The sequence below is a fragment of the Bradyrhizobium sp. 191 genome, from assembly GCF_023100985.1.
Classification (GTDB): Bacteria; Pseudomonadota; Alphaproteobacteria; order Rhizobiales; family Xanthobacteraceae; genus Bradyrhizobium; species Bradyrhizobium diversitatis.
Genome location: NZ_CP064692.1, coordinates 4,118,716 through 4,138,084, shown reverse-complemented (window position 1 = coordinate 4,138,084; position 19,369 = coordinate 4,118,716). Strand labels below are relative to the sequence as shown.

Here is a 19,369-nt window from a genome sequence, read left to right as displayed (position 1 = left end):
CTTGAGGAATGGGAATCACGGGAAGCGCAGCGTGTGGTCGGCACTCCAAGGACGCGTGAACAATCGGTTGGCCCGGCATTTCCACGCCGCGCCGCACCGATTGCCCGCGCATGCGCCGATGGTGAGCTTCACCTTCGACGATGCCCCCGATAGCGCCGCAGACGAGGGGGCCGAGCTTCTGGAGCAGCATGGCGGGCGGGGGACATTCTATCTCGCCGGCAGCTTGATCGATCAGCCGTCGGACCATTGGCACGGTTTGTCGAACGATGCGATCGTGCGGCTTCACAGGACCGGTCACGAGATTGCCTGCCACACCTTCTCGCACCGGAGTTCGGCCACTCTCGATGAGACCGCGATGGCTCGCGAGATCGAGCGGAACCGCAGTCATTTCCGCGGCATCGATTCCTCGATCACGCTGGAGAACTTCGCCTACCCCTATGGGCTCGCCTCGGTCTGGCGCAAGCCGCAACTCGCGAAAGCCTTCCGTTCCGCGCGCGGCATTCTTCCCGGTGTCAACAGCGACGTCATCGATCTCCAGTTCCTGCGCGCCTCGCCGCTTGTGGATTGCGAGATCGATCAGGCAGGCGTCGATCGCTATTTTGACGAGGCGGTCGCTAGCGGCGGCTGGCTGATCTTCTACGGCCACGACGTCGCCGATGCGCCAAGTCCTTATGGCTGTACGCCGCATCTGATGCGTCATGCGCTGGAGGCCGCTGGGAAGCGCAACATGCCGATCGTGACGGTCGCAGAGGCACTGCGGCGAATCGGGGCGTAGGCCTGTTCACCTCTCCCTGCTCGCGGGGAGAGGTCGGATCGCCCTTGCGATCCGGGTGAGGGGGTACAGGTCTCACATGCATCTCATCTGCGGAGAAATGCCCCTCACCCGAACCCTCTCCCCGTAAGAACGGGGAGAGGGAGAGGAAGCTGCGTGTCTCGCCCCCAAACAGTCTTGCCACGCCCACGCCGGCATGCGACTGGCGTTGTGATGAATCTCACGGCCTGATCTGTTCCGCCCATGTCCGCTCCCTCCACCGCTCCGCTCTCTGCGCCGGCCAACGGCCGCGACGCGCTGTCGGTGCTGCATTCGGTGTTCGGCCTGCCGGGTTTTCGCGGAGCGCAGGGCGAGATCATCCGGCATGTTACCGAGGGCGGCAATTGCCTCGTGCTGATGCCGACCGGCGGTGGCAAGTCGCTGTGCTATCAGCTTCCGTCCTTGCTGCGCGAAGGCTGCGGCATCGTGGTGTCGCCGTTGATCGCGCTGATGCGCGACCAGGTTGCCGGGCTGATCGAGGCCGGAGTCAATGCCGCCGCGCTGAACTCGTCGCTGACGCAGCAGGAGGCGTCCGACATCGAGCGACGCCTTCTCGCGGGCGATCTCGACCTGCTCTATGTCGCGCCGGAACGGCTGGTCACGCCGCGCTGCCTGTCGCTGCTGGCGCAGGCGAAGGTGGCGCTGTTTGCGATCGACGAGGCGCATTGCGTCTCGCAATGGGGGCATGACTTCCGACCCGAATATGTCGGCCTCTCCATCATCGCCGAGCGGTTTCCCGACGTGCCGCGCATCGCCCTGACCGCGACGGCCGACGAGCTGACGCGCAAGGAGATCGTCGAGCGGCTTCAACTGACGGGTGCGCCGCAATTCGTCTCGAGCTTCGACCGGCCCAACATCCGCTACGAGATCGTCGACAAGCGCAACGCGGTGTCGCAACTGAAGGAATTGATCCGCGAGCGCCACATGGGCGACGCCGGCGTGGTCTATTGCCTGTCGCGCAACCGGGTCGAGGAGGTCGCCGCCGCGCTTCAAGACGCCGGCATTGCGGCGCTGCCCTACCACGCCGGGCTCGACGGGGCGTTGCGCTCGCGCAACCAGGACCGCTTCCTCAACGAGGACGGCATCGTCATCGTCGCGACCGTGGCGTTCGGCATGGGCATCGACAAGCCCGATGTGCGCTTCGTCGCCCATCTCGATCTGCCCAAGAGCATCGAGGCTTATTATCAGGAGACGGGGCGCGCCGGCCGCGACGGCAAGCCGTCGACGGCCTGGATGGCCTATGGCCTCTCGGACATCGTGCAGCAGCGCCGCATGATCGACGAGTCCAACGCCTCCGACGAATTCAAGCGGGTCTCGATCGGCAAGCTCGATGCACTGGTCGGCCTTGCCGAGACGCCGCATTGCCGGCGCCACCGGTTGCTCGCTTATTTCGGCGAGATCGTGATGGGCGAGAGCTGCGGCAATTGCGACAATTGCCTGACCCCGCCCAAGATGCGCGACGGCAAGGTGCTGGCGCAGAAGCTGCTCTCCTGCGTCTACCGTACCGGGCAACGCTTCGGCGCGATGCACCTGATCGACGTGCTGGTCGGGCGCCTGACCGAGAAGGTCACGCAGTTCGGTCACGACAAGCTGTCAGTGTTCGGCATTGGCCGCGAGCTCAACGAGAAGCAATGGCGCACCGTGCTCCGGCAATTGGTGGCGATGGGCCATTTGCGAAGTGACAGCGAAGCCTACAGCGCGCTCAAGCTGACGGAGTCTTCGCGCGGGGTGCTGCGCGGCGAGACCGAGGTCTGGCTCCGCGAGGAGGCGCCGGGCATCCGGCTGCGTTCGAGCCGCGCCAAATCCCGTCGCGGCGACCTCGCGCCCACGGCCAGCGCGCCGCAGGGCGATGTCGATCCCGAACTGCGCGCGCGCCTGCGCTCATGGCGTTCCGACGTGGCGCGCGAACGTGGAGTGCCGGCCTACGTGGTGCTGCACGACGCAACGATCGACGGCATCGTCCGGGCCTGGCCGACGACGCTGGACGAACTCCGCAACGTGCCGGGGATTGGCGACAAGAAGCTCGAGCACTACGGCGACGAGCTGCTGCAGATCATCAGGACGCGGTAGGGAGCGGCCTTTAACTCCGCCGTCATCCCGGACAAGCGCGCCCAAAGCGCGCGCAGATCCGGGATCCATAGCCACAGGACGATGTGGTTACGGCAGGCAGGCCACCACGAGCCGTCGCAAAACGATTGCTGCGGCGTATGGGTCCCGGATCGGCGCTGACGCTTGCCCGGGACGACAGCGGAGGGGAGGCGAGAGGTGGGTACCTCACCCATTCCTGAACGCATACGCGTATCCGTTCAGCGCGGGGGCGCCACCGAGATGGGCGTAGAGGATCTTCGCACCCTTCTCGAAATAGCCTTTCTTCGCGAGGTCGATCAGGCCCTGCATCGACTTGCCCTCGTAGACGGGGTCGGTGATCATGCCTTCGAGCCGCGCGGTGAGGCGGATCGCCTCCTTGGTTTCTTCCGACGGCACGCCATAGGCGGGATAGGCGTAGTCCTCGATCAGGACGACGTCGTCATCCACGAGATCCTTGCCGAGCTCGACGAGCTTAGCGGTGTTCTGCGCGATCTCGAGCACCTGCGCCTTGGTCTGGGCCGGCGTGAACGAGGCGTCGATGCCGATCACCTTGCGGGCGCGGCCATCGGCGGCGAAGCCGACGAGCATGCCGGCATGGGTGGAGCCGGTGACGGTGCAGACGATGATGTAGTCGAACTTGAAGCCGAGCTCGGCTTCCTGCTTGCGCACCTCCTCCGCGAAGCCGACATAGCCGAGGCCGCCAAACTTGTGCACGGAGGCGCCGGCGGGAATCGCGTAGGGCTTGCCGCCCGCCGCCTTCACCTCCTCGATCGCCTGTTCCCAGCTCTTGCGGATGCCGATGTCGAAGCCGTCGTCGACCAGGCGCACGTCGGCGCCCATGATGCGCGAAAGCATGATGTTGCCGACGCGGTCATAGACCGCATCCTCGTGCGGCACCCAGGCCTCCTGCACCAGACGGCACTTCATGCCGATCTTGGCCGCGACCGCGGCGATCATGCGGGTGTGGTTGGACTGCACGCCGCCGATCGAGACCAGCGTGTCGGCGTTGGAGGCGATCGCATCGGGGATGATGTATTCGAGCTTGCGCAGCTTGTTGCCGCCATAGGCGAGGCCGGAATTGCAGTCCTCGCGCTTGGCATAGATCTCGACATTGCCGCCGAGGTGTTTTGACAGCCGCTCCAGCTTTTCGATCGGCGTCGGGCCGAAGGTCAGCGGGTAGCGCGCGAATTTTTCCAGCATCATTGGTCATCCCGATTGGCGGTGGCGTCTGGGAAACGGAGCTAGCATTACCTTGGATAAATGTGCTCTCGAATATCGGCTCGATACTATTCGTATCTTGCACAAATAGATACGATAAGCCGGATTTCTTCCATATTGTGCGTAATGAATGAAAGCTTCTTCCATGGCCGCTCGACTTGACCGCATCGACCTTAAGATACTGAGATTGCTTCAAAATAATGGCCGGCTCAGCAATGCCGAGCTGGCCGAGACGGTCGCGATCAGCCCCGCCACCTGCCATCGCCGCACTCAGCGCCTGTTCGAGGACGGCTTCATCGCCACCGTGCGCGCCATGGTCGCGCCGAAGAAGCTGGCAAAGGGTACGCTGGTGATGGTCGGCGTCGTGCTCGACCGCTCGACGCCTGAGAGTTTTGCCACCTTCGAAAAGGCCATCGCGAAGTTGAAATTCGTGCTCGACTGCCACCTAGTCGCCGGCGACTTCGACTACTTCCTCAAGATCCGCGTCGGCGACATGGAGGATTTCAACCGCATCCATGGCGAGCAGCTCATCGCGCTGCCCGGCGTGCGCCAGACCCGAACCTTCTTCGTGATGAAGGAAGTCGTCGACAACGCGCCGCTGGAGTTTTGAACGGAAGCGTTTTCCAGCGAAGTGGAAGCCGGTTCGCATCATAAAACACGTCAAACAAAATCCAGCGCACTTGATGCGCGATCGGCATCATGAGAGGTTCACCCGATGCAGACATTCCCCTTCCGCCAGTTCAATCCGGCCGGGCCGAGCTATCGGCGCGGCTGGGTTGACGAGGCCGTAGCTGCGATCGAGGCCGACCAGTGCCGCACCGCCGACACGCATCTGATCCGGCTGATCGTGCCGGCGCTCTCCGGCATCGACATCTATCTCAAGGACGAGTCTACGCATCCGACCGGCAGCCTGAAGCATCGCCTCGCGCGTTCGCTGTTCCTCTATGCGCTCTGCAACGGCCACATTGGCGAAGGCACGCCCGTGATCGAGGCATCGTCGGGATCGACGGCGGTGTCGGAAGCCTATTTCGCGCAGATGATCGGCGTGCCCTTCTACGCCGTGATGCCGCGGACGACCTCGGCGGAGAAGATTGCCGCGATCGAGCATTATGGCGGCAACTGCCATTTGATCGACGACGGTCGCGCGCTCTATGCGGACGCCGCGGCGCTCGCCGCCCGTCTGAACGGCCACTACATGGATCAGTTCACCTTCGCCGAGCGCGCCACCGACTGGCGCGGCAACAACAACATCGCCGAGTCCATCTTCACGCAATTGCAGGGCGAGCCGCGCCCGCTGCCGGACTGGATCGTGATGGGCGCCGGCACCGGCGGCACGTCGGCCACCATCGGGCGCTATCTGCGCTATCGGCAGTATCCGACGCGGCTATGCGTCGCCGATGTCGAACATTCCGCCTTCTTCGACTGCTTCCGCTCGCAGGACCGCTCCCATGTCTGCGACCGCCCGTCGCTGATCGAGGGTGTGGGCCGGCCGCGCTGCGAGCCGTCCTTCGTGCCGGGTGTGGTCGATCGCATGATGAAGATCCCGGATGCGGCGACGATCGCGGCGATGAACGTGCTGTCGCGCCGGCTGCGCCGCGCGGTCGGCGGCTCCACCGGCACCAACTTCCTGGCGCTGTGCCGGCTCGCCTCGGAAATGCGTCAGGCGAACGCGACAGGGTCGCTGGTGACGCTGATCTGCGATTCCGGCGAGCGCTACCGGCAGACCTGTTACGAGCCCGCATGGCTGACGGCGCGCGGCCTCGATCCGGCGCCTTACGAGGCGGCCTTGTCGTCGTTCCTCGCGACAGGCGAGCCGCTGAGGCTCGATGTCGACGACGTCTTCAATCCGCAGGGCGCACGAAGCCCCGCCGCGTCATAGCAGCGCCTTCCTGCCGTTTTTCAAATTGGCACGACCGTCACGCCAACTTCACTTGCCCTGCGCACGCATGCAGGTGACGGTTGCGGTCTCAACGAGGAGATCCTGCCGTGCGCCTTCCCATTCTCGATCCCAAGGATCTGACTGACGAACAGAAGCCGCTCTATGACGACATGCGAGCCGGCATCACGGACCATTTCAAGGGCTTTGTGAACATGCGCGACGACGGCGCGCTGCTCGGGCCCTGGAACCCCTGGATCCGCGAGCCGCGCTTCGGCGGGCCGGTGTGGGAGCTGGTCAAGGCGGTCGCGTCGAACCCGCTGCTGCCGGCGCCGGTGCGCGAGGTCGCGATCCTCGTCACCGGCTCGCATTTCCGGTCCGGCTACGAGCTCTATGCCCACGTTCTGGTCGCCGAGCAGCGCGGTCTGTCCGACGAGAAGCTGGCGACCATCGTCGCCGGACAGCGGCCTGTCGATCTGACCAGGCAGGAGGCGGTCGCCTATGACATGGCCTCGGCCCTGGTCAGCGGTGGCGTGCTGCCGGAGCTGACCTATCGTGCGGCGGTGAAGGAGTTCGGCGAACACGGCGCGGCCGAGCTGTCCTATCTGGTCGGCGTCTACTGCATGGTCTCGGTCACGCTCAACACGTTCGACGTGCCGGTGCCGGATTAAAGCGAAGTGGCTTTCAGGTTGATCGACTGTTGCGGCTCGTTCACCTCTCCCGCTTGCGGGAGAGGTCGGCGCGAAGCGCCGGGTGAGGGCTTTCTCCTCTAGGGGATTGTCCCATTGCGGAAGCACCCTCTCCCGCAAGCGGGAGAGGGTGCGCACTTCTGTCGTTGCGCGATCAAGCGTCATTTTATCGCGTTTTAGCTCGCTGCGCTAATTGCGCACGGCGTAGAGCGGCGTTCGCAACGTCAGCTGATAGGACGGCTTCGGCGTCCACCCGATCAGCGCGGTGATGCCGAACAGGCGGTTGTCGTTGTCGTCCATGCGGTCAAGGTCGAGCCGCAGGATCGGCTGGGTGAAGGACTCCGCGATCGTCCGTCCCGCGAGCTGTGCGCCACCGAAGGACTGCATGCCGAAGCGCCCGGTGAACTTCCAGTTGCTCGGCCATTGGTAATAGCCGCCGCCATAGAGGACCGTGTTCGGCCGGATGCTGGCGAACGGGCTGGCAATGGTGGCGGTGGTGTATTGCATGCCGGCCAACCAGCCCCGCGTCTCGTCCTCGTCGAGCGCGTAGTCGAATTCCAGGATGTTGTTGAAGGAATTCACCATGCCCTGCTCGTTCGGCACCGACTGCGTCAGCGTCGATTGCAGCGTGATCGTCGGGATCTTGCCGCCATTCTGCTGGTAGAGGTCGGCCTGCACGCCGATGTTCCAGCTGGTGATATCGAAGGACGACCAGCCGCCGCCAATATCCGTCGTCGATCCGGACACGCCGCCATAGAGCGAGACGCGGTCGGTGACGTCGACGGTCAGCGGCAGGTCAACGGCAATCGACTTCGCCGCCGGCAAGCCGTTCGGCAGCGTCGTGCTTCGTCGCGCCGCCAGCGCTTGGAGCGCCGCCGACAGCGAGGTGGTGCCGAAGCCGAGCCCGAGCGTGCCTGCGGGAATCGTCGCATAGCTGGTGCGGAGGTCGAGGTAGATGTTCGGAACAGCCGGCTTTGCCGCTGCGTCCTCGTCCGCCTCGGCGGCGAAGGCAGCGCTCGCTGAAACCGTCAGGCAGGCCAGCCCCAGCGCGATCGCGCGCAAAGCCGGACGATGCGGAGGGTTGCGAGTTGACACGTGACAATCCGACGCGTGAGGCTCTGGTGGCGGAAACGCTCGCTAGATGGAACGTGATTGTTCCCGCGGTCAAGCGCTATCCGCAAACGATGGACTGTATCGACGCACGCGGCTACCCTGTCGTGACTGCACCGACACTCTCGCCGGCCAGAGTGCAGGCCAGACAACGGAGGACGACAGCCATGAACACGTCACGCCGCATCCTGCTCGCCGGAATGGCGGGGCTCGCCCTCGCTCCGACCGCTGCGGCGGCCGCACCGGCGCCAGTGGTCGATGATGTGACGGTTGCCGAAGAACGCTTTGCGCGCATGATCGCTGGCGCGCATGCTCCGGACGTCACTTGCGCACGGCAGGCGGAGCGCTATGCGGATGCGCACTGGCCCGAGTATCTCGCGGCCGCCAGAGCCGTTCTCGACGCACGCGTGTGATTCTCGCGCTCACTCACTTCTTCACCGCCCTCCGCACCTGTTCGCCGATCTGCGACAGCACGAGCTGGGCCTGCGGCAGGATCGCGCCCATGGCGTGGAAATTGTGGACCATGCCGTCGTGGCAGACATGCTCGACGGCGACGCCCGCGGCGAGCAGCTTGCGAGCATAGGCATTGCCTTCGTCGCGCATCGGGTCGTATTCGGCGGTGTGGATGATCGCGGTCGGCAGTCCCGTCAGCCGTGTCGCGCGCAACGGAGAGACGCGGGGATCGGCGGCGTCGATGCCCTCGGGCAGATAGTCGGAAAGATCCGCTTCGATCGTGGCGCGGTCGATCAGGTGGCCCTCGGCAAAGGCCTCGCGCGAGGGCGAGGTCTCCTCGAAATCCAGCACCGGGCAGATCAGACATTGCGCGGCAATGGAGAGGCCGGCGGTCTGCGCTGCCTCCTGGCACACGACCGCAGCGAGCGTTGCGCCGGCGGAATCGCCACCGATCACCAGGCGGTCCGCGTCGATGCCGAGCGATGCCGCCTCGCGCGCCACCCACTCGGTAGCCGCTATCGCGTCATCGACGGCGGCGGGGAATCTGTGCTCGGGCGCGAGCCGGTAGTCGACCGACACGAGGCGGCAGCCGGTGGCATGCGCCAGCGCGGCCGCGATGCGGTCGTGCGTGGCAATGCTGCCGGCGACGAGCCCGCCGCCGTGAAAGAACACGAAGCCCGGTGCGAGCTCCTCGGCGCTTGCCGGCGTGTAGAGGCGATAGGGCAGTTCGCCGGCGCGGCCGGCCAGAACGCCGTCGGACGTCGTCACATCCGCCGCCTCGGCACGCGCGAACTGCATCAGCTTTGCCAGCGATTGCCGCCGCGCCTCCACGCTGGGCCGGCTCCGCGCCTGCGGCGCAGCCGCAGCCATCATGGTCAACAAACGCTTGGCGAGCGGATCGAGCGGCATTGATTCTTCCTTCTCCCCTTGTGGGAGAAGGTGGCGCGCAGCGCCGGATGAGGGGTTTTCTCCGCAGATGAGTTCGCGGATGGATACCCCTCACCCGTCTCGCCGCTACGCGACGAGCCACCCTCTCCCACGAAGAGGAGGGTAGCTCACCAAGTCCCCGCAGGGAATCTTTTAGAAATTGGGCGCAATAGTGCCCGGACATTTCCAAGGGGAGGCCGGTCATGGCCGAGATCAAGAAGCCCATCGACTATTCGCCGAGCTGGACCTTCTTCGAGGGCGAATGGCACGAGGGCAACGTGCCGATCATGGGCTCGCGCACGCATGCGGCCTGGCTCGGCTCGATCGTGTTCGACGGCGCGCGCGCGTTCGAGGGGGTTGCGCCCGATCTCGACCGGCACGTCGCCCGCGTCAATCAATCGGCGATCAATTTTGGCCTGAAGCCGGTGCTCGATACCGGCGCCTGGCTTGCGCTCGCGACCGAAGGCATTGCGCGATTTGCGGCGGATGCCGAGCTCTATATCCGTCCGATGTACTGGGCGCAGAACGGGAGCGGTGGCGGCGTGCTGTTCGACCCCGAGACCACCAATTGTTGCCTGTGCATCTACGTGGCGCCGATGCCAAAACCCGTCGGCAACGCGATCACGCTGTCGCCGTTCCGCAGGCCCACCGCCGAATGCGCGCCTGTCGAGGCCAAGGCGGCCTGCCTCTATCCGAACAATTCGCGCGCACTCGCCGAGGCCGCCGCGCGCGGCTTCAACAACGCGCTGATGCTCGACATGCTCGGCAACGTCGCCGAGTTCGGCAATTCGAACGTGTTCATGGCGAAGGACGGCGTGGTCTTTACGCCGGTGCCGAACGGCACATTCCTGAACGGCATCACGCGCCAGCGTGTCATCAGCCTGCTTCGGGCCGACGGAGTAACCGTGGTCGAGAAGACGCTGCGCTATGCCGATTTCCTTGCCGCCGACGAGATCTTTTCATCCGGCAATTTCGCCAAGGTCGCGCCCGTGATCCGCATCGACGAGCACGAGCTGAAGCCGGGGCCGTTCTATACGCGCGCGCGAAAGCTCTATTGGGATTTCGCGCATGCGGTGAAGCTGGCGGCTTGAGCCGGCTGTCGCGCGCTTATGAGCTGCGTCTCCGGAACCGGCTGAACTGAAACGCCTGCGTTGAATCCCACGGCGTGTGATGCGTCTCGCTGCGCGTCTCGACGAGCTCAAACTCAGGCCCGAGCTCCGCTGCAAGGCTCGCGCTGTCGTGTCGCTGAACCGGCAGGCCGCTGCATTTCTCCGGACCATCGGGCGCGAACGTGCCGATGATGACTTGCCCGCTGGGGGTAAGCGCTGCCCGCAGGCGTTCGACATAGGCCGCCCTGTCGCGCGGCTCGGTCAGGAAATGAAACGCGGCGCGATCGTGCCAGACGTCGTAGGACTTCGCCGGCTGCCACGTCGTGGCGTCGGCAACGATCCAGTCGACGATCGAACCGGCTCCACCGATTCGCTTCTTCGCCGCATCAAGCGCGTTGGCAGAGAGATCCAGCACGGCGACGTCGCGATATCCGTCCTGCAGCAGCGCATCGACCAGCCGCGAGACGCCGCCGCCGATATCGATGATGGCTGCGCCATGATCCGGATTGGCCGCGCGGATCATCTCGAGCGAGATTGTCGGACTGTCCTGAAACCAGCTGACCTCGGCTTCGCCCTTGGTGGCGTAGACATTGTCCCAATGGGTGCTTCGGCCAGACATGGCTCGTCCTCGCTCGTCCTCCCGCTCGCTGGGGGCCGGTGCAAATGAAGGACTACTCGTCCTTCTTCGACATCCGCTCGAGGCGTTCCTGCATCTCCTTCATCTGCTGGCGCAGATCGTCGATGTTGCTGTCCTTCGACTCCTCGGTACTCGCACCGACCTCCGGCTCGGCAGTGGCAGTCGGACGGGGCGCCGCGAACGGCTTGAACATCGAGAAGGTCTGCTGGAACAGCTCCATGTTGCGGCGGACCTGCTCCTCCAGCGGAGCAAAAGGAGTGCCGGACAGCGTATTGGCGATCTGCTTGCGGAACTTCTCCTGCTCCTGCGTCAGCGTCGCGATCGACTGCTCCAGATATTTCGGCACCACCATCTGCATGCTGTCGCCATAGAAGCGGATGAGCTGGCGCAGGAAGGTGGTCGGCAGCAGGTTCTGGCCGGCCTTGTTCTCCTGCTCGAAGATGATCTGGGCGAGCACGGAGCGGGTGATGTCGTCGCCGGTCTTGGCGTCATAGACCAGGAAATCTTCGCCGTCCTTGACCATGGCGGCGAGGTCTTCCAGCGTCACGTAGGTACTCGTTCCGGTGTTATAGAGCCGGCGGTTCGCGTATTTCTTGATGGTGGTGGGTTGGTCTGATTTCGCCATGGGCTCTCACTTGCAAACGCGGAGAACGGGAACCTGTCGGGCAATGCCGCAGGGCGGGAAGAGTACGCAACGCAACAAAATAAGCATTTTCAAAGGGCTCACGCTACCGTTTTGTGCGGCACGGTTAATCGCAGAGCAAAATCCTGCTTGCGAAAGCGCCAAGAACGCTATTTTGAATGCGTTGCGGCATGAATTCGGAGACCGTCCGATTGACATGCCTCAACGACGTTAACAGGATGCCGGTCGAGACTGGCGAGCCGTCTTTTCCCCAGCCCCGCCTGCCCCCTTCAAACCCAGGAGATGCCCATGTCAGACGATGTCGTCATCGTCAGCGCCGCCCGCACCCCGGTCGGTAGCTTCAACGGAGCGTTCGCGACCCTTCCCGCCCACGATCTCGGCGCTATCGCCATCAAGGCCGCGCTGGAGCGCGGTGGCATCGAGCCCGGCCGGGTCTCCGAGGTCATCATGGGTCAGATCCTGACCGCCGCCCAGGGCCAGAACCCGGCCCGCCAGGCTTCGATCGCCGCCGGCATTCCGGTGGAGAGCCCGGCCTGGGGCGTGAACCAGCTTTGCGGCTCGGGCCTGCGCACGGTTGCGCTCGGTTATCAGGCGCTGCTCAACGGTGATTCCGAGATCGTGGTCGCAGGCGGCCAGGAATCCATGAGCATGGCCCCGCACGCCCAGTACCTGCGTGGTGGCGTCAAGATGGGCCCCGTCGAGTTCGTCGACACCATGATCAAGGACGGCCTGTGGGATGCCTTCAACGGCTACCACATGGGCAACACCGCCGAGAACGTCGCACGGCAGTGGCAGATCACCCGCGCCCAGCAGGACGAGTTCGCCGTCGCTTCGCAGCAGAAGGCGGAGGCCGCGCAGAAGGCCGGCAGGTTCAACGACGAGATCGTCCCCGTCACCATCAAGACCCGCAAGGGCGACGTGGTCGTCAGCGCCGACGAATATCCGCGTCATGGCGCCACGCTCGACGCGATGGCCAAGCTCAAGCCGGCCTTCGAGAAGGATGGCACGGTCACTGCGGGCTCGGCCTCCGGGATCAACGACGGCGCCGCCGCCGTGGTGCTGATGACCGCCAAGCAGGCGGCCAAGGAAGGCAAGAAGCCGCTCGCGCGCATCGTGTCCTGGGCTCAGGCCGGCGTCGATCCTAAGATCATGGGCTCGGGCCCGATCCCGGCCTCGCGCGCCGCGCTGAAAAAGGCCGGCTGGAGCGTCGGCGATCTCGACCTGATCGAGGCCAACGAAGCCTTCGCGGCACAGGCCTGCGCCGTCAACAAGGATCTCGGCTGGGACACATCCAAGGTCAACGTCAATGGCGGCGCGATCGCAATCGGCCATCCGGTCGGCGCATCCGGCGCACGCGTGCTGGTGACGCTGCTGCACGAAATGCAGAAGCGCGATTCGAAGAAGGGCCTGGCCACGCTGTGCATCGGCGGCGGCATGGGTATCGCGATGTGTTTGGCGCGCGACTGACGACAACCTTGCACGGAGCTGACGCGTGCGCCGCACACGTCAGCGCTGCGTTGCACGCGGCTAAAAAGGCGGCGGTTGCAAATCAAATATTCTTCGCAACCACGCAAGCCTCGACTAAAGAGAAACGCCCGGCTCGACGCCGGGCGTTTTGTTCTTGATGTCCGTCAAACGTCCCGCATAATCCGCAGCTAAAAACAGTCACTCTCAAGCGTCCGAAGAGTCCAAGGGAAGGAATACGACATGGCACGTGTTGCACTGGTGACGGGTGGTACGCGGGGCATCGGAGCGGCGATCAGCAAGGCGCTGAAGGCGGCCGGCTACAAGGTCGCGGCGAACTATGCCGGCAACGATGCGGCGGCGGAGAAGTTCAAGGCCGAGACCGGCATCGCCGTCTACAAATGGGACGTCAGCAGTTTCGACGCCTGCGCGGCCGGCGTGAAGCAAGTCGAAGCCGATCTCGGGCCGATCGAGGTGCTGGTCAACAATGCCGGCATCACCCGCGACACCGCCTTCCACAAGATGACGCTCGAGCAGTGGACCGCCGTCATCAATACCAATCTGGGTTCGCTGTTCAACATGACGCGCCAAGTCATCGAGGGCATGCGCGCGCGCAAGTTCGGCCGCATCATCTCGATCTCGTCGATCAACGGCCAGAAGGGGCAGTTCGGTCAGGTCAACTATTCCGCGGCGAAGGCCGGCGACGTCGGCTTCACCAAGGCGCTCGCGCTCGAGAACGCCAAGGGCGGCATCACCGTCAATGCGATCTGCCCGGGCTACATCAACACCGAAATGGTGCAGGCGGTGCCGAAGGACGTCCTGGAGAAGAACGTGATCCCGCAGATCCCGGCCAACCGGCTCGGCGAACCCGAAGAGATTGCGCGCGCGGTCGTGTTCCTCGCGGCCGATGAGTCCGGCTTCATCACCGGCTCGACGCTGACGATCAACGGCGGCCAGTACATGGTGTGATGCGATCGCATCACGTGCGATCATATTGGTGACCCAGTCATGCCCGGGCTTGTCCCGGGCATGATGCCCTGTCATTCCGGGGCGCCGCGCTAGCGGCGAACCCGGAATCTCGAGGTTCCGGGTTTGGCTCTTCGAGCCGCCCCGGAACGACGAGGCCCTGGAATGACTCCCCGTACCGCCACGCTGATCGGTTTGACCGCGATCCTGATGTGGTCGCTGCTGTCAGTGATGACGGTGGCGACCGGAAAGATCCCGGCATTCCAGCTCGCCGCGATGACCTTCGCGATCGGCGGTGTCGTTGGGCTGCTCACCTGGATCGGGCGGAGCGAGGCGGCGAAAAGCCTGCGTCAGCCGCTCGCCGTCTGGGTCGTCGGCGTTGGTGGCCTGTTCGGCTATCATGCGCTGTATTTTCTCGCGCTGCGCTTCGCCCCGCCGGCCGAAGCGGGCCTTCTGAACTACCTGTGGCCGCTGCTGATCGTGCTGTTCTCGTCATTCCTGCCTGGCGAGCGGCTGGCTGCGCATCACATCATCGGCGCCGTGCTCGGCCTCGTCGGCACGGTGCTGCTGTTCGCCGGCAACACCAGCGGTTTTGCGCCTGGAGCTGTGCCGGGTCTCATCGCGGCCTTCATCGCGGCGTTTGTCTGGGCGACCTATTCGGTGCTGTCGCGCCGGTTGAAAGCGGTGCCGACCGATGCGGTCGCGGGCTTCTGTCTTGCCACGGCAATATTGGCCGCGCTGATGCACGGCCTGCTTGAAACCACGGTCTGGCCGGGGACGGGCTTGCAATGGCTCTCGGTCATCGCACTCGGCATCGGCCCGGTCGGCGCCGCGTTCTACGCCTGGGACATCGGCATGAAGCGCGGCGACATCCGCGTGCTCGGCGCCGCCTCCTACGCGACGCCGCTGCTCTCGACCGGCTTCCTCATCGCCGCCGGTTTTGCCAAGGCCAGCACCAGCATCGCCATCGCCGCCATCCTGATCGCCGGTGGCGGCCTGATCGCGGCAAAGGACATGGTGCTGCGGAAGAGGTGAGCTACGGCTCCCAGCCCTTTGGTGCGAGCTCGAACTTCGCGAACTCGAATGCGGGCGCCACGGTGCAGCCGACCAGCGTCCACTCGCCCGTGGTTTCTGCCATCTGCCAGGCCTGCGCCGGCACGATCGCCTGCGGCCGCTCGCCGTTGGCGAGGTCGGTGCCCAGCCGCACCTCATGCTGGGAGCAGCCGTCATGGGCGATGCGCAGCATCAAGGGACTGCCGGCGTAATAGTGCCACGTCTCGACCGCATCGACGCGATGCCAGTGCGAACGCTCGCCGCGGGCGAGCAGGAAATAGATCAATGTCGAGCGCGAACGCCCGTTGGCGTCCGTGGCCAGATCGCGAAACGTTTCGCGGTAATGCCCGCCTTCGGGATGCGGCCGGAGTTCGAGGCGCGCGATGATCTCGGCTGCGGTCGGCATCGATCCCCGTCAGGATTTGTTCTTCAGGACTTGTGCTTCAGGACTTGTTCTTGCGCTCGCGCAGTTCGCCGAACACCGCGGCGGCATCCGCGCCCTTCATGTGCAGCTTCGCCGCGACCGCCGGCTCATCGGCGCGCAGGAATACGTTGGCGCGCTTCTCCTCACCAAGCAGCGAGGGAATGGTCGGCTTGTTCTCGGCCCGCAGCTTCGCCACTTCCGCGGCGCGCGCCTGGAGCGCCGCATTGTCCGGCTCGATGGTGAGTGCGAACTTGACGTTGGACGCCGTGTATTCGTGGCCGCAATAGAGCTTGAAGTCGTCGGGCAGCGCCCGCAGCTTCAGAAGCGAATCCCACATCATCGGGTAGGTGCCCTCAAAGACGCGGCCGCAGCCGATCGAGAACAGCGTGTCGGCGGCGAAAACCGTCTTCTCGGTGTCGAACACGTAAGAGATGTGGTCGAGCGTGTGGCCGGGCGTCTCCACGACACGCGCCAGCAAATTCCCGATCTTCACCACGTCGGCGTTGGCGACACGCAGGTCGACATTCGCGATCTTCGTGGTCTTGTCGTGCGGCGCCACGACGCGGCAATTGTATTTCTGCTTGAGTTCGGCAACCCCGCCGACATGATCGCCGTGATGATGGGTGATCAGGATGTCGGTGAGCTGCCAGCCCTCGCGCTCCAGGGCCTGGAGGATGGGACCGGCCTCGGGCGCGTCGATCGACGCCGTCGCCTTGGTTTCCACATCGTGGATCAGATAACCGAAATTGTCGTTTAAACAGGTGAAAGTACGAATTTCGGCGGCCATGTCATCTCCATCGGGCTCAGCCCCGCCAGACAAATATGGCGTTAACGTTGCGCAGGCAATGCAATATTCCGCGCGCAGTGGCGGCCTGGCGCATGTTACATTGCCGTCATGACCATCGACGTCGTCGACCTCCGCGAGTTCTATTCCCGCCGCCTCGGGATCGTGGCGCGGCAAATGATCAATCGCGGCATCAGGGAGCGCTGGCCAAGCGCCGAGGGCCAGCGCGTGCTCGGCATCGGCTATCCCACGCCCTATCTGGGATTGTTCCGTGAGGACGCCGAGCGCTGCATCGCCTTCATGCCGGCGGCCCAGGGCGTCCTGAAATGGCCGACGGGACGACCGGCGCTGGCCTCGCTGGTCGACGAATACTCGCTGCCGCTTCCTGACGCCGCGGTCGACCGCATCCTTCTGGTCCACGCGCTGGAGATGTCGGACGATCCGGCCGCGCTGCTGCGCGAGGTGTGGCGCGTGCTGTCGCCGTCCGGGCGCGTGATCGCCGTGATCCCGAACCGGCGCGGGGTGTGGACCCGCACCGACAGCACGCCCTTCGGTCACGGCCGGCCCTATTCGCGCTCGCAGATCACCGAGCTGCTGCGCCAGACCTGGTTCACGCCGACCGCCTGGGGCGAGGCGTTGTTCATGCCGCCCTATGCCGGAGGCTGGGTGCTGAAATCGGCGCAGATGTGGGAGCGCGCCGGGGCAGCGTTGTCGCTGCCCTTTGCCGGCGTCCATATCGTGGAGGCGACCAAGCAGGTCTACCGCGCGATCCCCGCCAAGCGCGAGCGCGCGCGGCTCATTCCCTCGCTCGCGAAGCCGGTGCTGGTGCCGTCCCAGACGACAGCGACGCGCGGCTAGCTTAACCTCTCCCTATGGGTCCCTATGGGAGAGGTGGTCCGTGCTTGCGGCCCCCACCGATTGGACCAACGCACACCGTCCAAACAAATCGTCCCGGCGCGAGGCCGGGACGATTTCAGTTCAGGACATCAGATCAGAAATGGCTACTCGCCAGGGGCGACCTCGTCGCTGGACGCGACTGGGGCGGCCTCGCGCTCGGGGCGCGGGCCATGCGGCCGGCGCCGCCGCCGCGGATAGCGCTCGCCGCCACCGGCGCCCTCGAACCCGCCCTGGCCGCCATTCGCTGCGACATTCACTTGCGGCTGCGCGCCGGTGATGAAGGAGGGCAGGCGGTCGACGCTGCCGGCATCGGCGATGACGGGCTGCGGCTGGTTGGCGGGTTGCGGCTGATATTGCGGCTGAGCACGATGATCGCGTTCGCGGTGCTCGCGCGGCTGCTGGTTGTCGCGCTGATAGGGCTGCTGGCTCTCGCGCTGCTGCTGATCACGCTGGTGGTGATCGCGCTGGCCATCGCGGTCGCGCATGAAGGGCTGCTGCGGAGGCTGCGGGACGAAACCCGGCTCCTGGCCGAAAGCTGAGAAATTCTCGCCGTCATCCTCGCCGTCGTCGCTGCTGCTGACGGGCTCATCGCCGCGCGGCTGCTGGTTCTGACGGAACTGCTCCTGGGCCGCCGCGATCAGGCGGAAGTAATGCTCGGCATGCTGGTAGTAGTTCTCGGCTGCAACGGGGTCTCCGGAGGAGCGCGCATCACGCGCAAGCTGGAGATACTTTTCAGCGATGTGCGAAGCGGTGCCGCGAATCTTGATGTCGGGTCCGTTGGACTCGTAGACCCGGGTCATCGGGTTCTGGCCACGCCGGTTGTTGTTATTGTTGTTGCGGTTGCGCATCCGCTGCTTGTTCTGACCGTTTCTCATGTCCTGCCTTCGATTCCAGCCCTAAAGGTTGCACGCATTACTGATTGCTAGGAGTGACCTGGTGACAGCGGCTCACATCTCTCGCGCGCACCGCGCGCAAGCCGGATCGAGCCCTGCCAATGTTCGTCGACCGTCGCGTTCAACAAAGACGCGTTCCCCACCCGCCAGCATTCGTTGCCAGCGAACCCATTCATTTCGCCTGCCGAAACAAGCCCAGCGTTCTTGCGTAAGTCTTCAAGCGCAATATCAGGCTTTCGTTCACGTTGCGGTCGGAGAGCAGCGCAGCTCCACTGGCCATCGCGCTCAACAGGACCTGCGGCTTGGAACCTTTAAATCAGTAACGCTCTCGCCCGAGAGCCCGGCTTTCACCCGTAGGTATACGGGGCCGGCACCGATGTGTTGGACGGAACGTAGTCGTTCCCAGGCGATATTCCAAGAGGTTTTTGCAGCCCAATCCAGCTTTTATGGAGGCATTTTTCGGGCCGAAACGGCCCGCGGAATGCCCGCCAGGTCGGCCTTGGGCGGCCGGTCCAGCGATAACGCGGCGCCCCTCATCAAGGTTTCAATATTTTGGGCCTGACCCTGTCCGGCCTCGACGATCACCGCTCCGCCGGGCGCGAGCCGTTCGGCCGCCTGGGGGATCAGCGCGCGGTAGGCGTCATATCCGTCATTGCCCCCGTCGAGCGCCAGATACGGATCGTGCCCGCGCACCTCGATGCTCAGTTTCGGAATCTCGGCCGAGGGAATATAGGGCGGGTTCGAGACGATGAGATCGAACGGGCCGCGGAGCGCAGCGGCGTAGGAGCAGGCGACGAAGGCGGCGCGGTCGGCGAGGCCGAGCGCGGCGGCATTGTCCCTGGCGGTTCTGAGCGCGTTCTGGCTGAGATCGGTGCCGACGCCGAAAGCATCAGGAATTTCGTGCAGCAGCGCGAGCAGGATCGCGCCGGATCCGGTGCCGATGTCGGCGATACGCGGCGGATGAGACGCCTGCCGCTCGCGAAATATCTCGAGTGCAAGCTCGACCACGGTCTCGGTATCGGGGCGCGGGACCAGGGTTGCTTCCGACAAGCGAAATGGCAGGCCCCAGAATTCGCGTGTTCCGAGGATGCGCGCCACCGGCTCGCCGGCGACGCGGCGCTGCGCATGCTGCGCGAGCCGCGATGCTTCGGCCGCGGTGAGGGGACGGGCAGCCTGCGTGACCAGGCCGGTGAGGTCGAGGCCGAGCACCGCACCGATCAGGATGCGGGCGTCGAGCTCGGCTTCGTCGAGCTGTGCCGATCTCAACAGCGCAGCGAGCGTGCGCCGCGCACCCTCGATGGATTGTCCGGTGAAGGGGTTGCTCACG

20 protein-coding genes are annotated in these 19,369 nt (G+C 64.9%); 11 read left to right on the top strand and 9 right to left on the bottom strand.

Going from position 1 to position 19,369, the window contains the following annotated elements; translation table 11 throughout:
• Positions 1 to 31: 31 nt before the first annotated feature.
• Both IVB23_RS19255 and recQ read left to right on the top strand, forming a co-directional pair.
• The gene (locus IVB23_RS19255) at positions 32 to 775 is read left to right on the top strand and encodes a polysaccharide deacetylase family protein (protein WP_061882678.1); all 744 of its coding nucleotides are present in this window, start codon (positions 32 to 34) and stop codon (positions 773 to 775) included.
• A 240-nt stretch (positions 776 to 1,015) separates the two neighbouring features.
• Entirely contained in the window at positions 1,016 to 2,881 is a 1,866-nt protein-coding gene (recQ, locus tag IVB23_RS19250) for a DNA helicase RecQ (protein WP_197968601.1), read from the top strand.
• Between the two features lie 204 nt (positions 2,882 to 3,085).
• Here recQ and IVB23_RS19245 read toward each other — a convergent pair whose 3' ends face one another.
• Positions 3,086 to 4,099, bottom strand: coding sequence for a 1-aminocyclopropane-1-carboxylate deaminase (locus IVB23_RS19245; protein WP_061882727.1), 1,014 nt, complete (start codon positions 4,097 to 4,099; stop codon positions 3,086 to 3,088).
• 163 nt (positions 4,100 to 4,262) lie between these two features.
• Between IVB23_RS19245 and IVB23_RS19240 the strand changes: the two genes are divergently transcribed.
• The 3 genes from IVB23_RS19240 (at position 4,263) to IVB23_RS19230 (ending at position 6,664) form a co-directional block, all read left to right on the top strand.
• On the top strand, positions 4,263 to 4,727 hold the full coding sequence (locus IVB23_RS19240) for an Lrp/AsnC ligand binding domain-containing protein (RefSeq protein WP_061882676.1): 465 nt from the start codon (positions 4,263 to 4,265) through the stop codon (positions 4,725 to 4,727).
• A gap of 105 nt (positions 4,728 to 4,832) precedes the next feature.
• Positions 4,833 to 5,996 (top strand): PLP-dependent cysteine synthase family protein, encoded by a 1,164-nt coding sequence (locus IVB23_RS19235; protein ID WP_247804708.1) that lies wholly within the window; start codon positions 4,833 to 4,835, stop codon positions 5,994 to 5,996.
• A gap of 107 nt (positions 5,997 to 6,103) precedes the next feature.
• Positions 6,104 to 6,664, top strand: a complete 561-nt coding sequence (locus IVB23_RS19230) for a hypothetical protein (protein ID WP_061882674.1) — start codon at positions 6,104 to 6,106, stop codon at positions 6,662 to 6,664.
• A gap of 207 nt (positions 6,665 to 6,871) precedes the next feature.
• On the opposite strand, the gene IVB23_RS19225 is transcribed toward IVB23_RS19230, so the two are convergent.
• Entirely contained in the window at positions 6,872 to 7,744 is an 873-nt protein-coding gene (locus IVB23_RS19225; protein WP_247804935.1) for a hypothetical protein, read from the bottom strand.
• A gap of 215 nt (positions 7,745 to 7,959) precedes the next feature.
• Between IVB23_RS19225 and IVB23_RS19220 the strand changes: the two genes are divergently transcribed.
• Complete coding sequence (locus IVB23_RS19220; RefSeq protein ID WP_061882672.1) at positions 7,960 to 8,205, top strand: hypothetical protein; 246 nt, start codon at positions 7,960 to 7,962, stop codon at positions 8,203 to 8,205.
• A gap of 13 nt (positions 8,206 to 8,218) precedes the next feature.
• Here the strand turns inward: IVB23_RS19220 and IVB23_RS19215 are convergent, their stop codons facing one another.
• Positions 8,219 to 9,154 carry an alpha/beta hydrolase gene (locus IVB23_RS19215; RefSeq protein ID WP_247804706.1) on the bottom strand — a complete coding sequence of 312 codons (936 nt, stop codon included), beginning with the start codon at positions 9,152 to 9,154 and terminating at the stop codon, positions 8,219 to 8,221.
• Positions 9,155 to 9,375: 221 nt separating this feature from the next.
• Here IVB23_RS19215 and IVB23_RS19210 point away from each other — a divergent pair, with 221 nt between their 5' ends.
• Positions 9,376 to 10,263 carry a branched-chain amino acid aminotransferase gene (locus IVB23_RS19210; RefSeq protein WP_247804705.1) on the top strand — a complete coding sequence of 296 codons (888 nt, stop codon included), beginning with the start codon at positions 9,376 to 9,378 and terminating at the stop codon, positions 10,261 to 10,263.
• 16 nt (positions 10,264 to 10,279) lie between these two features.
• Here IVB23_RS19210 and IVB23_RS19205 read toward each other — a convergent pair whose 3' ends face one another.
• Positions 10,280 to 10,900 carry a class I SAM-dependent methyltransferase gene (locus IVB23_RS19205; RefSeq protein WP_247804703.1) on the bottom strand — a complete coding sequence of 207 codons (621 nt, stop codon included), beginning with the start codon at positions 10,898 to 10,900 and terminating at the stop codon, positions 10,280 to 10,282.
• A 52-nt stretch (positions 10,901 to 10,952) separates the two neighbouring features.
• Positions 10,953 to 11,543: a polyhydroxyalkanoate synthesis repressor PhaR gene (phaR, locus tag IVB23_RS19200; RefSeq protein ID WP_247804702.1), complete on the bottom strand. Its 591-nt coding sequence runs from the start codon at positions 11,541 to 11,543 to the stop codon at positions 10,953 to 10,955.
• A 306-nt stretch (positions 11,544 to 11,849) separates the two neighbouring features.
• Here phaR and IVB23_RS19195 point away from each other — a divergent pair, with 306 nt between their 5' ends.
• From IVB23_RS19195 to IVB23_RS19185, 3 genes are all read left to right on the top strand, one after another.
• On the top strand, positions 11,850 to 13,028 hold the full coding sequence (locus tag IVB23_RS19195) for an acetyl-CoA C-acetyltransferase (protein WP_061882726.1): 1,179 nt from the start codon (positions 11,850 to 11,852) through the stop codon (positions 13,026 to 13,028).
• Positions 13,029 to 13,268: 240 nt separating this feature from the next.
• Entirely contained in the window at positions 13,269 to 13,994 is a 726-nt protein-coding gene (gene phbB, locus IVB23_RS19190; RefSeq protein ID WP_061882667.1) for an acetoacetyl-CoA reductase, read from the top strand.
• Between the two features lie 162 nt (positions 13,995 to 14,156).
• A complete protein-coding gene (locus tag IVB23_RS19185) occupies positions 14,157 to 15,026 on the top strand; it encodes an EamA family transporter (protein ID WP_247804700.1) in 870 nt (289 codons plus the stop codon).
• Between the two features lies 1 nt (position 15,027).
• Here the strand turns inward: IVB23_RS19185 and IVB23_RS19180 are convergent, their stop codons facing one another.
• Together IVB23_RS19180 and gloB are read right to left on the bottom strand one after the other, a co-directional pair.
• Positions 15,028 to 15,450, bottom strand: coding sequence for a cupin domain-containing protein (locus tag IVB23_RS19180; RefSeq protein ID WP_061882665.1), 423 nt, complete (start codon positions 15,448 to 15,450; stop codon positions 15,028 to 15,030).
• Between the two features lie 37 nt (positions 15,451 to 15,487).
• Entirely contained in the window at positions 15,488 to 16,255 is a 768-nt protein-coding gene (gloB, locus tag IVB23_RS19175; protein ID WP_061882664.1) for a hydroxyacylglutathione hydrolase, read from the bottom strand.
• 108 nt (positions 16,256 to 16,363) lie between these two features.
• On the opposite strand from gloB, the gene IVB23_RS19170 reads away from it, so the two are divergent.
• Entirely contained in the window at positions 16,364 to 17,110 is a 747-nt protein-coding gene (locus IVB23_RS19170; protein ID WP_061882663.1) for a methyltransferase domain-containing protein, read from the top strand.
• A 143-nt stretch (positions 17,111 to 17,253) separates the two neighbouring features.
• Here IVB23_RS19170 and IVB23_RS19165 read toward each other — a convergent pair whose 3' ends face one another.
• Positions 17,254 to 18,024, bottom strand: coding sequence for a DUF4167 domain-containing protein (locus IVB23_RS19165; RefSeq protein WP_247804698.1), 771 nt, complete (start codon positions 18,022 to 18,024; stop codon positions 17,254 to 17,256).
• 462 nt (positions 18,025 to 18,486) lie between these two features.
• Entirely contained in the window at positions 18,487 to 19,368 is an 882-nt protein-coding gene (prmC, locus tag IVB23_RS19160) for a peptide chain release factor N(5)-glutamine methyltransferase (protein ID WP_247804697.1), read from the bottom strand.
• Position 19,369 lies beyond the last annotated feature (1 nt).

What these genes read in the sequence shown, in the direction of transcription:
- recQ (WP_197968601.1), top strand. Translation starts at nt 1,016, where the DNA reads ATGTCCGCTCCCTCCACCGCTCCGCTCTCTGCGCCGGCCAACGGCCGC.
- IVB23_RS19245 (WP_061882727.1), bottom strand. Translation starts at nt 4,099, where the DNA reads ATGCTGGAAAAATTCGCGCGCTACCCGCTGACCTTCGGCCCGACGCCG.
- IVB23_RS19240 (WP_061882676.1), top strand. Translation starts at nt 4,263, where the DNA reads ATGGCCGCTCGACTTGACCGCATCGACCTTAAGATACTGAGATTGCTT.
- IVB23_RS19235 (WP_247804708.1), top strand. Translation starts at nt 4,833, where the DNA reads ATGCAGACATTCCCCTTCCGCCAGTTCAATCCGGCCGGGCCGAGCTAT.
- IVB23_RS19220 (WP_061882672.1), top strand. Translation starts at nt 7,960, where the DNA reads ATGAACACGTCACGCCGCATCCTGCTCGCCGGAATGGCGGGGCTCGCC.
- IVB23_RS19215 (WP_247804706.1), bottom strand. Translation starts at nt 9,154, where the DNA reads ATGCCGCTCGATCCGCTCGCCAAGCGTTTGTTGACCATGATGGCTGCG.
- IVB23_RS19210 (WP_247804705.1), top strand. Translation starts at nt 9,376, where the DNA reads ATGGCCGAGATCAAGAAGCCCATCGACTATTCGCCGAGCTGGACCTTC.
- IVB23_RS19205 (WP_247804703.1), bottom strand. Translation starts at nt 10,900, where the DNA reads ATGTCTGGCCGAAGCACCCATTGGGACAATGTCTACGCCACCAAGGGC.
- phaR (WP_247804702.1), bottom strand. Translation starts at nt 11,543, where the DNA reads ATGGCGAAATCAGACCAACCCACCACCATCAAGAAATACGCGAACCGC.
- IVB23_RS19195 (WP_061882726.1), top strand. Translation starts at nt 11,850, where the DNA reads ATGTCAGACGATGTCGTCATCGTCAGCGCCGCCCGCACCCCGGTCGGT.
- phbB (WP_061882667.1), top strand. Translation starts at nt 13,269, where the DNA reads ATGGCACGTGTTGCACTGGTGACGGGTGGTACGCGGGGCATCGGAGCG.
- IVB23_RS19185 (WP_247804700.1), top strand. Translation starts at nt 14,157, where the DNA reads ATGACTCCCCGTACCGCCACGCTGATCGGTTTGACCGCGATCCTGATG.
- IVB23_RS19180 (WP_061882665.1), bottom strand. Translation starts at nt 15,450, where the DNA reads ATGCCGACCGCAGCCGAGATCATCGCGCGCCTCGAACTCCGGCCGCAT.
- gloB (WP_061882664.1), bottom strand. Translation starts at nt 16,255, where the DNA reads ATGGCCGCCGAAATTCGTACTTTCACCTGTTTAAACGACAATTTCGGT.
- IVB23_RS19170 (WP_061882663.1), top strand. Translation starts at nt 16,364, where the DNA reads ATGACCATCGACGTCGTCGACCTCCGCGAGTTCTATTCCCGCCGCCTC.
- IVB23_RS19165 (WP_247804698.1), bottom strand. Translation starts at nt 18,024, where the DNA reads ATGAGAAACGGTCAGAACAAGCAGCGGATGCGCAACCGCAACAACAAT.